The organism is Lacrimispora struthionigena (genome assembly GCF_048627165.1).
In the GTDB taxonomy this organism is placed as follows: Bacteria; Bacillota; Clostridia; order Lachnospirales; family Lachnospiraceae; genus Lacrimispora.
Genome location: NZ_JBMBWP010000001.1, coordinates 189,856 through 202,789, shown reverse-complemented (window position 1 = coordinate 202,789; position 12,934 = coordinate 189,856). Strand labels below are relative to the sequence as shown.

At 40.5% G+C, this 12,934-nt stretch carries 6 protein-coding genes, 1 pseudogene and 1 other annotated feature; of the genes and pseudogenes, 1 reads left to right on the top strand and 6 read right to left on the bottom strand.

The window, feature by feature from the left end; genetic code table 11:
• Positions 1–23 precede the first annotated feature (23 nt).
• Complete coding sequence (locus ACOAOT_RS00935) at positions 24–1,355, top strand: HD-GYP domain-containing protein (protein WP_420215218.1); 1,332 nt, start codon at positions 24–26, stop codon at positions 1,353–1,355.
• A 58-nt stretch (positions 1,356–1,413) separates the two neighbouring features.
• On the opposite strand, the gene tyrS is transcribed toward ACOAOT_RS00935, so the two are convergent.
• From tyrS to ACOAOT_RS00905, 6 genes and pseudogenes are all read right to left on the bottom strand, one after another.
• Positions 1,414–2,634, bottom strand: a complete 1,221-nt coding sequence (tyrS, locus tag ACOAOT_RS00930) for a tyrosine--tRNA ligase (RefSeq protein WP_420215217.1) — start codon at positions 2,632–2,634, stop codon at positions 1,414–1,416.
• Positions 2,635–2,672: 38 nt separating this feature from the next.
• Positions 2,673–2,926 (bottom strand) — a binding site (T-box leader).
• A 91-nt stretch (positions 2,927–3,017) separates the two neighbouring features.
• Positions 3,018–3,782, bottom strand: coding sequence for a type I 3-dehydroquinate dehydratase (gene aroD / locus ACOAOT_RS00925; protein ID WP_420215216.1), 765 nt, complete (start codon positions 3,780–3,782; stop codon positions 3,018–3,020).
• An 86-nt stretch (positions 3,783–3,868) separates the two neighbouring features.
• Positions 3,869–4,306, bottom strand: a pseudogene (locus ACOAOT_RS00920) (mannonate dehydratase); the annotation flags it as partial.
• A 159-nt stretch (positions 4,307–4,465) separates the two neighbouring features.
• Positions 4,466–6,310, bottom strand: coding sequence for a flavocytochrome c (locus ACOAOT_RS00915; RefSeq protein ID WP_420215215.1), 1,845 nt, complete (start codon positions 6,308–6,310; stop codon positions 4,466–4,468).
• A gap of 459 nt (positions 6,311–6,769) precedes the next feature.
• Entirely contained in the window at positions 6,770–7,474 is a 705-nt protein-coding gene (locus ACOAOT_RS00910; RefSeq protein ID WP_420215213.1) for a DUF6896 domain-containing protein, read from the bottom strand.
• 13 nt (positions 7,475–7,487) lie between these two features.
• A complete protein-coding gene (locus ACOAOT_RS00905; protein ID WP_420215212.1) occupies positions 7,488–12,920 on the bottom strand; it encodes an RHS repeat-associated core domain-containing protein in 5,433 nt (1,810 codons plus the stop codon).
• Between the last annotated feature and the right edge of the window lie 14 nt (positions 12,921–12,934).

Genomic DNA, 12,934 nt, shown 5'->3' with positions numbered 1-12,934 from the left:
TGTACGAAAGGAGAATCGCATGCATGCAGGTTCAGTACACCAAAGATATTAATAACGAAAGCATTCTAAACATTATTCGCCGTTTTTGCAATTACATTGATCCACGGCTTACAGAGCATGGTTCCCATGTATCTTACATTGTTTTTCAGATGCTTAGAGAAAATAGTCGTTTTACAAAAGAAGAACTGAGAAACATCTGCTTTGTGGCTCAGCTTCATGATGTGGGAGCCTACAAGACAGAAGAGATCTCCCGAATGCTTCAGTTTGAAACAAAAGATGTCTGGGACCATTCGTTTTATGGATATCTTTTTATCCGTTACTTCTCGCCTTTAAAGGATTTCGCTCCCGCAGTACTCCTGCACCATCTCAACTGGGATTTTTTGGAAAAACAAAGTAGTCTGGATCCTTTGATGAAGGATTTGGGACAGCTGATTCATATAGCAGACCGGATTGATGTATTAATGTCTCTGCAGAATTGTTCCTGGGAGGAGACACTTTTCTTACTGAAAAAAGATCAGGGTACCGTTTATGCCTCCCATATCATAGAACTGGTGGAAAAACTGGATTTTAAAAATTCCATTGAGGAAGAATGGAAAGCAGACATTCAGTTTAATCAGTTTCTTATCGGTATTCCACTATCAGGTGAGGCGATTACGGATTATTTAAAAATGCTGGTTTTTATTATTGACTTCAGAAGCCACCATACCGTCACCCACACCATGACTACCACAAGTATCAGCTATGAACTTGGTAAACTTCTATCCTATCCCGAGGACCGTTTAAATGTAATTCTCTGCGGCGCCCTGCTTCACGATCTGGGCAAAATAGCAGTCCCGGTAGAGATCCTTGAGTACCCCGGTAAACTAAGCCGGCAGGCAATGAATATTATGCGGACTCATGTAGGTTACACGAAAGAGATCTTTGGCGGAAGCATCGACGAAGCAGTGGAACGGATTGCTCTGCGCCACCATGAAAAGTTAAACGGTACCGGCTATCCCGAAGGTCTCTTTGCAAAGGATTTATCAAAAGAGGAACGCCTGGTTGCCATCGCAGATATCATTAGTGCACTTACGGGAACAAGAAGTTATAAGGACTCCTATCCATTGGAAAAAATAACAAACATCCTGGAAAGCATGAAAAACGACCAGCTTGTGGATCCGGATATTGTAACCATTGCAGTCACCAATCTGGACTCCATTCTTGAAACAACAGCGGTCCGCTGCAGGCCCATCCTTCGTATCTATGAAAAGCTGAAAAATGAATACCAGTATCTGCTGGGTCTTACCATTGACGACGAAAAACTAAATTTCGCACTTTCCATAAAAAAACAGGAAAAGGCTGCGTTGTGGCCATAAAAAAGGGCTGTATCCGTTTCATATGGATACAGCCCTTTCTCTCTATACTAATACATCCTTATTTAGCAATCACTTTCACAAACTTCTTTTTCCCCCGGCGAACAACAGCTCCGTCAGCCAGCTGTTCTCTGGTATAGGAAGCTTTTATGTCATTCACGGTTTCTCCCTCAACGGTAACTCCGCCCTGTTCCACATTCCGTCTTGCTTCTGAACGGGAGGGTGCCAGTCCGGACTTCTGGAGAATGGTCAAAATATCAACACTGCCATCTGTAAAATCAGCTTCATCAAGCTCACATAATGGCATATTTTCTGCATTTCCGCCTGTAAACAGCTCTCTTGCGCTCTTTTTGGCTTTCTCTGCCTCTTCTTCCCCATGTACCAGCTTAGTCAGCTCGTAAGCCAGAATTTCTTTTGCCTCGTTTAACTGGCTGCCTTCCCAGCTATCCATCTCATCGATCTGGCTTAAAGGAAGGAAGGTGAGCATACGCAGACATTTTAACACATCAGCATCGGCAATATTTCTCCAGTACTGGAAGAAATCAAATGGAGAAGTCTTTTCCGGATCAAGCCACACAGCACCGGACTGGGTCTTTCCCATCTTTTTGCCTTCTGAGTTTAACAGCAGGGTGATGGTCATTGCATGAGCATCCTTACCAAGCTTTCTGCGGATCAGTTCGGTTCCTCCAAGCATATTGCTCCACTGATCATCACCGCCAAACTGCATGTTACAGCCATGGCGCTGGAACAGCTCATAGAAATCGTAGCTCTGCATGATCATATAGTTGAATTCCAGGAAGCTTAATCCTTTTTCCATACGCTGTTTGTAGCATTCTGCACTGAGCATACGGTTTACTGAGAAATGAGGACCGATTTCCCGCAGGAATTCAACGTAGTTTAAGTCCATCAGCCAGTCCGCGTTGTTTACCATCATTGCCTTTCCGTCGGAGAAGTCAATAAAACGGCTCATCTGCTGTTTAAAGCAGTCACAGTTATGGGCGATAGTTTCCACTGTCATCATCTGACGCATGTCGCTTCTTCCGGAAGGATCGCCAATCATTGCGGTTCCTCCGCCGATTAATGCGATAGGTTTATTCCCTGCCTCCTGCAGACGTTTCATTAAACACAGAGCCATAAAATGTCCCACATGGAGACTGTCTGCTGTGGGGTCAAATCCAATGTAAAATACTGCCTTTCCTTCATTGACCATTTTGCTGATCTCTTCTTCATTGGTCACCTGGGCAATCAGCCCTCTGGCTTTCAGTTCTTCGTAGATTGTCATTCCAATTCTCCTTTACAAAAAAATAAACCCCGTCCTGTTAAAAGGACGAGGTTAAAATCTCGCGTTACCACCTTTTTTTATAAACAGCTCACGCTGCTTATCTCTTCAAGTACCGTCTGATACTCTAGCACAATAACGGGTGCAGGAATCCGTCGCCGCCTACTGGGCAATCATGCCTTTGGGAGCGAAGCTCAAAGATGTATTCGCAGTCCGTTTTCCATGCGCCTTTCATCAACCGGCTGCTTTCTGTCTGGTTTTACGTACTGTTACTTGTTCTTATCAATGCTTTTGTTTATATATGAAGTTAGTTTTTAGTATATGAGGTTTCCTTATATTTGTCAAGATCCTTTTTATTAAAGCAAGTTCCGCAGGAAACGGCAAATTTACGATATAATATCGTGGATCTGGCTGAGCATCTTTTTTAAACTGCCTGCTTCAATCTGTCCGGGTGCCGATTCTTTTCCAACAGCTGCAAAGGTCAGTGCAGATCCAAAAAATTCACCGGAAAACCGGCTGATCACACCCTCTTTCGACATGGACATAGTAATGATGGGGCGGTCTGATAGATAGCGGGACATCTCATAGGTTGCTGTCAGAAGTACCATAACATCTTCCACGTTTTCGGGCATTACTGCAATTTTAGGAATGTCTGCGCCCAGTTCAATCATCAGCTTTATACGGCGAAACAGCTCCTCTTTTTCCGGTGTTTTCTGAAAATCATGATTGGAAGCTATGACGCAGACTCCAAGCCTGTGAGCTTCTTCCACAAGAATCTTTGCAGCTTCTTCATCAAAAAACAATTCCACATCGATAATATCCACATAACCGGAGCGGATCAGTGCAAGATTTAAATCAATATACTGCTTTACATTGATTTCCTTTTCTCCGCCTTCTTTTGCAGTCCGAAAGGTTGCAAGAAGAGGAACTTCCTTCAATGCTTTCCGGATACACCCTGCTGCTTCCACAACTTTACTGATTTCATATGCCTCATCAAACCAGTCAATCCGCCATTCCGCTATATCAGCTCCGGCTGCTTCCAGGCTTTCGGCAAATGCTACCGCATCTTTCAGTTTTATTTCAACAATCGGAACGCATACCTTGGGCATACCTTCGCCAATGACTACATCTCTTACTCTGACCGTCTTCATTCTGTCTTCCTTTCCTTATCCTGCAAAGTTCCCGTAAATTATTTTTTCTATTATAACGTTGAACCGTAAATAGTTCAAATACATTTTCACGAAAGAGATTTATATGCACTGTGAATCATTCCCTTTAAGTACCCCAACATATACGCCTCTGATACAGGAGATGGACCTTTTCCTTCCGGCAAAAAGAATGGATGGTCAATATTGATCTGTCCGTCATATCCGCTTAAAATCAGCTGTTTTAAAATCTCGTTCATATCCCCATAACCATCTTCCAAAAGGGTCTCTTCAAAATAGGGAATTGTACTGCTTACATTTCGGAAATGTACCACCAATATTTTATCCTTCTTTGCATATCTGCTGATATCTTCGTTCAGATCTCCAAAACCACGATCTTCCAGCCAGCAGCCAATGCATAGTTTCATGCCCAGATAAGGACTGTCTCCAGCCAATTCAAATGCCCGGTCAAAGCATTTGGAATTCCAGATCAGACTGTGAACTCCTCCCAGACTGCATACAGGAGGATCATTGGGGTGAAGATTTCCTCCTGTGTCCTGCTAAGTATATAAATATTATATTAATTATAACTGCTCATGAAAAAAAGTAAATCCAGTTCGGAAAAAAGCATAGAAAGATAGCGCCGAAATATTACCAGCGCTATCCTTATTACTATTATAATTAAAAGTTTATTTTGCTTTTTCAAGAGCCGCTGCAACCGCTTTTTTGATTCCATTGGAAGAATTGGTCGCTCCCGATACTCCATCAACAGTAGTACTCTGAGTTTTGATGATGGCAGATGTAACCGTCTTCTCTGCTGCCTCATAGATTCCAGGAGTCTCATGATGATCTGTCAATTCTATAGAGGTCACACTTCCGTCTTTTACCACCACCTCTACTGTAATATCTCCGTTATTTCCTTTTCCTGTTCCTGTATAGGTTCCGTCCTTATAATTCCCCTTTACTTCTGGCTGTGCTGCTTCCTCTTCGCCTGCAGCTTTCATGGTTTTCTCCGTAAACCCGCCATTTTTCATAACATAGTCATACGCCGCATTTCCCGCCAGTCTTCCGAAAACCACAATATCAGTCACTGCGTTTCCTCCCAGCCGGTTTGCTCCATGAACGCCTCCAACTACCTCTCCGGCTGCAAATAGTCCTGGGATAGCATTTCCGTCTTCTTTTAGAACCTGGGTAGCTGTATCAATCTTTACACCACCCATGGTATGATGAACCGCTGGAGCGCACAGTCCGGCGTAATAAGGAGGCTTGTTTAATGGAACTTCCATGCTTTCTCTTCCAAATTCTGTATCCTTGCCCTCTGTCTGATACGTTGCATACTGTTCCAGTGTGGCTTTCAGCTGATCCTTATCAACGCCGATTGCCTCCGCCAGCTCTTCCGGAGTGTCTGCCTGGGTAATGATGCCCTGACCGATATATTTTTCAATAGCAGATAAGCTTTCTCTTACAGACTGGTCAAATACCATGAAGCAGGTTTTTCCTTCCTGATTTAAAATGGCCTCTGATACCACATCTCTGGTTTCCAACTCATTGACAAAACGCTTTCCGGACCGGTTGACTAAAATTGCTCCGTTTCCACGGACGCCTTCTGTGTACATGGTGGTTGTATCCGGATTCACGGTAGGGTGAGTCTGGATCTGATCAATATCTACAAGTCCTGCCTTCAGCTCCCCCGCCATAACAATTCCGTCACCAGTGGCACCGGAGTGGTTGGTGGTGCAAAAACCGTCCAAATCTTTTCTGTATTTTACCACCAGTTCAGAATTGGCACCAAACCCTCCAGATGCTAAAATTACAGCCTTACATGAAATGGTATAAGGCTCTCCACCCTTTGTTGCCGCCTGCACTCCCACCACGGCGCCCTCTTCGTTCAGTAAAATATGTACTGCTTCCGTCTCCAAAAATACAGGTACATCCAGTTCCTTCAGCTTTGCATTAAGGGCATTTACAAGCATGGGTCCCACTGCCGATGTATCAGACGGCCGGTGGATTCTCTTAACACTGGCTCCGCCGAACTGACCTACTACCGATAAATCTCCGCCTATTTCGTTGACCCACGTAACTGCGTCCGCAGACTGCTCTGCCATCACCTGAACAAGCTTTGGATCATTTAAATTTTTGCCGCCCTTCATGGTGTCTTCCACAAAAAGCTCAATGGAATCTTCAATTCCATCAGCCTTCTGATACGGTGTTTCAGCTGCATTTAAACCACCCGTGGCACGGACGGTATTTCCTCCTGTAATGGGCATTTTCTCTAATACAATCAGATTTGTAGCTCCTTTTTGTGTGGCTTCAACAGCCGCTGTCATACCAGCTCCCCCCGCTCCGATTATAACGATGTCTGCCTGTTTTTTGTTTACTTCTGATTCAGGTTCCAGCGTGCCTTCAGCTGCCGCTTCCTGAACATTCTTTTTCCCGGATTTGTCCAGACTGTTATAAGCCGGACCAGATAATACAATTACAGCTGCCGCAGCTGCCGCCATCGCAGCAATACCCACAAATATTCCTTTTTTCATATCATTCTCCTCACTTTTTCGCTGTTAATAACAGTTTTTTAAGTTAATTAATTGCATGAAAACTTTGATAATAATTTATCATACATTGTTCACTTTAAAAAGTTTTGGAATGTAAAGAAGACCTTTTGTAAGTAAAAAAAGAATTTTTAATAGCTCTAATTTAGTGCCATGCATACTGGTCAGATTATATCAAAACTAAGCAGGATCTTTTCGATTTCTTGATCATGTTCTGCTGGCTATTATACTTAAAAACTTACCGTAGCTGAGATATGCCCCAACTAAATATTAAGCTTTTATATTTGCTATTAGGGTTGAACCATGGAGTCTAAATGATGCGGGATAAAGGAAGGAGGCGCGTGGCCCCCCTTCCTTTATCCTTATAAAGATTCTTATGACATAGTTTAATATCCTTAATTAATAGAACATATTCATCTACCACTGTACATTTTCTTAATACTATTATGACACTCTTTTTAAATTCCAAATAATATCGTCTGTCATTATTTTAATTGCATTTTCAGGATAGCAAATGTCATCATATGGAATTGAATATATTTCCTTGCTGTCTAATAAAAACCGTAAAATATATCTATTTTTACTGTCATATACTTGATTATATACTCTATTGCTTTTGCGTAAGAATTTATCAATAACCTTATTTCTTGGAATTGTCCATTTTTCATCAAAATATTCTATAACTAATGTATCGTATTCTTTTGGAAAATCAGGAGAAAATGTCTCGTTTATTGGTATAGAGTAATGATAAAGTCCACCTTTTTCAAACATTTCTCCTTTAAGCAATGCTTGTTCACAAGCTGCCTTTATTAGCTTTCCATCATAATATTCAACATGTTTACTATTGTTTTTTTTAAGGGTCATCCCCAGCATGTACGGATCTATACCGCACCATCGACTTCTATAACCAAAGTTCCAATTCAAGAATATTTCATCACTAAATGCAAAGCAACCCCTTCCATGTAAGCAGTAATTAATACCGCTTATGTTAAATTCCGTCTTTCTAACCAGACTTCTATACTCAAAAAAATCCCACTTTGTTTTAAGTTTCAGATTTTCTTGTGTATTTATTCCATCTAATAATTTATGACAAACTTCATTCACATTCGTAATATATTCATCAATAATTGATTTAATTATGTCGTCCACAGTGTCACCTCCTTTATTTTTTCAATCCATCTAATAATTCTTGCAGACTTCTATAATAGGTGAATCCATCTTTTTGAATCCTACCTAGCTGATTACTATGAATATATTTTATTGGTACCCTATCATAGGCTAACTGTAGAAATGCCTCAAGTCTATGATGTCCTTCAACTACCAGTGCCTGACCATCATGAACTCTTATCTCGATCGGTGTTATAGAACCAGGGCCTTGCTTGATAATTGCTTCTTTTATAATATTAACATTCTCCTGATAGATGTACGATTGTGTTTTTTGTATTTTACTTATGTCATAACTAGAACCCATAATCTGGCCAAGTGATTTATTCGCCCCCTCAGCAGCTTTCGCCTGCTGAGCCTGTACCAGCTGCCTAGCCTGACTAAAGCCTGCTGTTCCAGCGGAACCAGCTGTTGTTACGCCAAATCCAAGACCTGACGCAACTGCTCCAGTAGATGCCAGGGCACTTCCTGTCACTCCATATGCGAGCGCCGCCCCTCCAGTCAAACCTATTGTTGCACCAATCGCCGCTCCTTTGAGAGTTGCCTCCACTGAAAACTTACCCTTTATTGCTGATGATACTCCACCTGCAATTGCACCAGCAGCAAGACCAACTAAAGCTGTAACAACCAAAAGTGGCAATACAAAATGACCAGTTGGATCTGTATAAAATACAGGATTATTGTGACAATAGGTATACTTATTTAAACTTAGCGGATCTGGAATTTCCTGTTTATTGGGCATTTTGCTTGTAACAGCTTCAACACTGTCTTCACTAAGGAAACGGCCCGTCTCTGGGCGATAGCTTCTTGCACGCAAATAATAGGTATTTGTCTCTACGTCTATATACTCACCACAATACCGGAACGGATTTTTATCCTCTTTATCAGGATTTCTCTCCGCACCAAATGCATCATATTCATATGAGGATTTACATACTCCGTTTGGACCCCATTGCTGGGCTACATCACCATGTTCATTTAATATATAGTAGTATAACACATGATCTGTTTCACAGGCAATTAAGTTGATTCCCCTTATATAGATTTTAAGCGTTTCGTTATCAACCTGTTCCCCTACAATATTACTTCCATCCCAGTAATACTCATTTATTTTATTCTTACTTTTGGTTAATTCTCTTACTGCAACGCTATGGCGAAGTTCATCTCCACGGTATTGATATGTGATCTCTTTCTCATCCTGATTAATACGGATCAGTTGGTTGAATCCATTATAATGTCTCCATTCGTAAACCGTGGGAGTTACAATTTTCATACCTCCTGATAGCTTAACGTTTCCTGGATAATCGGGTGTTGGAGATGTTTTCTCCCAAATTCGGAAGGTTTCATTTCCATTATCATCATAACGGTACTGATATGTTTCTGTTATTTTCCCTTGCTTTTTTATCTCCTTTTCCAGTCTGTTATTTAATCCATACTCATAACTGGTTACACTTACCAACTCGTCCTTTGTTCTTCCTTCCACCATCATTTTAGTGCGATTGGAATAAGCATCATAAGTATAATGGGTTCGCTTCCATCCGGAATAATCTTCTGCTGTCAGGCGTCCAAGACTGTCATAGGAATAGGAAATTGTAACCGGTACTGGACCACCCCTATTTATCTTACTAAGAATATTTCCGTTAACATCATAGCTGTATTGCCAAGCAGAAATAACAGTTCCCTGCCGCTTATTTTCTAAGGATATTACCCGGTTTCCATCATTGTATTGATAAATGGTCTCCATACCAGTCTGAGGATAACGAAGGATTTTTCGGTTGCCCTTTACGTCATATTCATACTCTGACAGTACCTCTCCGGCAGCACTATTTTTCCTTACCTGTTTTAAATGGTATAAGTCATCATAGATATAATAGAGATTTATCTCCGGGTTGGCTTTACCTATTCGGGATAATTGAAAGGACTGGCGATTTCCGTAAATGTCATAGGTATACTTTTTGGTACTTCCCGGATCTTCCTGATAAGAGAGCTGACCTTTATTATCATAATAATATTTTGTTTCGAGCAGTAATGTTTGTTTTCCTTCGATGAATTCTTTGCTGATCTCTCGAATCCGTTTGCCACTCTTACTATAGGCGTATTCTCTCTCACTCTTTAACAATCCATCAGAAGTCCTTTTTTGTATAGTTTCTTTAATGAGGCGGTCTAAGGCATCATTTTGATAAATAATTTGATCTTTATTTCTGTCCGTTTTTTTTATTAGTCTGCCGACCTTATCGTACTCAAGATATTCCGTACATCCACGGGCGTCTGTCATTGCTGTGACGTTTCCAAATCGATCATAAACGTATTTCACCACCTCTCGCCCTTCAGCATATGGTGTATCTCCAGTCCTTCTTAAAATGACCTGATCCAACACATCATATCGACAAACGGTCTTAATCCAGCTGTCGGAGCTTAGGTACTGACAGGTTTCTATTAATCGATTTCTGGCGTCATAAACATATCTGGTCTCTTGCCAGCCATGGTCTTGCGCTTTCTTTTCTCCTATTACATTTCCTGCTCCATCATAGTAATATTTTACTATTTGACTGCGATGATCAAATGGTGAAATAGTTTGAATCAGACGTCCTGTATGATCGTATTGGAACTCGGTCTGCTTTCCACTTTCATCCCATTGAAATCGTTTGTTTCCTAATGCATCATATTGAGTGCTGGTGACCCTCGCCTGGTCAGATTCCATACGTATGGATTTTACTGCCCGATTGGCATAATCGTACTCCCATCTCTCTTCTTTGTTCCTGGCATTTACTTTTCGAATGTTATTTCCCGCATTGTCATATTCGAAGACAAACGTTTTCTCTCCAGCTAAAAGTTCCTTCCTGATTTGTCCTTTTTGATCTTTATAACGCTCAGTCACAATATCTGGAGCAGAAGGATCTCCTATTATTTTTTTAATTTCCCGGAAATAATTTTTTCCATCTGTGGAATCGGTAAATACCTCATTGTATTCGTATTTTTCCTCATAACCAACTTGGGGAATCTCACGAGATAATAATCGGCCAAATGAATCGTAGGTATAATACTCTGTCTTTCGTACGTGATTGGCTGCGGTGCCTGTTCCATCATAGGTGATGACCTGGGTCATTTCTCCCCATGTATTATACCGGTAATCCTGAAGTACCACATCACCAGCACCTGGTTCATTGGATACTGCAAGGCAAACCTGCTGGACCTGTCCTAATGGAGTATATTGAATTCGTCTCTTCTGATGGTTTGCATCTGTTTTTGTTATGTAGTTTAAACGAACATTGTAATAGGTTTCATTTATAACTTGCTGACCGTCTGAAGGAGGTGATGTTTCGGATACCACTCGCCCCATTTTATCATAGCCAAAGGTCGTGATTTGATTTCTGGCATCTTTTTTAGTAATCATTCGCCCCCAGTTATCGTATTGATACTCTTCTTTTATGAGATCACAGGGCCTGCCATCTGCATCTTTAATGCCATTTTGTTCTTTTGATATGAATTTGTTTGTGTATCGGCTTATCACATGGGATGGATTGCTGTATTTATATATTATTTCTATGTATTCATTTGACTGCTCAAGATTACCGCTTCCCGTAAGGTAATATCTTCTTTCATTTGTCACAGAATAGGGATTTTGAGAATCGTTATAATCATATCCTGTCTTTTCTTTCAGGATTCCATTTTGATAGACACAATGGAATTTTATCACCCGGTTTCCTAATTCCGTATGAAGTTCATTGGTTTCTCTAATCTGGTCATTACCTTTTTTTCTTTGTGTTTCAACAATAATACTGTAGTCTCCATAGCTGGTATTTATCTCCTGATTACATGAAGAGTCATTAGAATATTCCTCCAAAAGCTGTACGACATTAGCTTTACGGTCAGCGGAGTACTTACAAAATGTCTTTTTTTCCAGATATTTTGATTCATTATTCCTATCAAACACCTGATCAACTTCTGACACAATTAATTTATCCCTGTACTCATATAAACTCTTTGAAATAAGCGAATTTTGATGACGAACTTCTTTTTTTATTAGCAGTCCGTCTGAATCGAACTGGTGGGTTTCCTGAATGTCCTGATGATGCTTTACATCTGCGTAGTTGATATAATAGCCATTAATGGTGTCATAAGTATGCCCGGAATCCAGCTTGTAGTCATATTCGCTCTGGTTGTATATGGCTCCATCAGCAATATCCTTTTTCATCGTCAATCCATAATGTGTCATCCTTCCACCGTAATCATTTATAATGTAAAATATCTTGCCATAGGTAAATTGGGTGGATGCCTGATTGGGATATGTGATACTTTCTAGCAGCAGATATCTACGTGGTCTGATTTCAGTAGTATGTCCTGCTGCCTTTTTGGTGGAATAACGCATAATGCCCTTGTAATCTTCAGGATTATAGTAGTTATACTGAGTTCTGTTCCCTTCTGGATCTGTTACAGATATAAGCTTTAGTGGTTGTGACCGATCAATCTGATAGATGATTTTACACTCTTTTCCCGCAGTACTTTCTGGTAAGTTCCAGACAAGACCATAATCTGTTTTTTCAAGACTAATGCTGCGTCCCCAGGTGTCTATTATTGTCAGGCCACCCTCATTTTGCAGATCGTAGAAAATAACATTTCCAAACTTATCTTTTCTGGCCTTAAGTTTAAAACTATATGGTATATATGAATTATCTTTACCTTTTAAATCCATGACGTCTTTAAAATAATCCTTGTTACCATTTTTGTATTCTATTATGATATCGTAATTTTTTGAAATATGAGGAGCGTAAGGGTGATGAATCGTCCCTGAACTTTCAATGATATTGATATCCTTTAGGCTATAGTCCAAAAAACCGTCTAAGTACCGGCTCATTTTTAAACTTCTTCCATCCTCCAGATGCAATATATAATCATATGCAGGCTGCTCAATTATAATTGGCTTCTTATTAAGCCCAGACATATCAATGTAAGAATATTTTAAATAACGCACAGTCTCAATTGAGGGAAGAACAAAGGACCAGCCATATCCTAATCCATAAGTGTCAGCATAGTAACTATTACTCTTAGATCCTGTCGTTAGCTTATCATTTTTAAAATGAGGATCCATATCCTCTAGATTTGCACAGCCTGAGTCATACCGTCTGGCAATGGAAATGTCAAAGCCATCTTTGCCTGGCAAAACAAAATCTGTTACCTCATACTGCACATCACCTGTGCTCAATCTAACATTTAATTGATTTGTTTCGAAGTAGTTAAATGGGGATTCCGGATACTGTTTGATATCTGAAAAAGTATCGTCATCAGTGGACTGCGAGGTCTGCATACGCATTGCACTAAGACCTTTTATTCCATTGTCCTCTATATTTGATTCATTTTCCACAGTTTTTGTATCTGACAGATCCCATTCATTTTTCTCATTGTGATCTTCTAAAACCTTTTTATCGTCCATTTAATCCTTTCTTG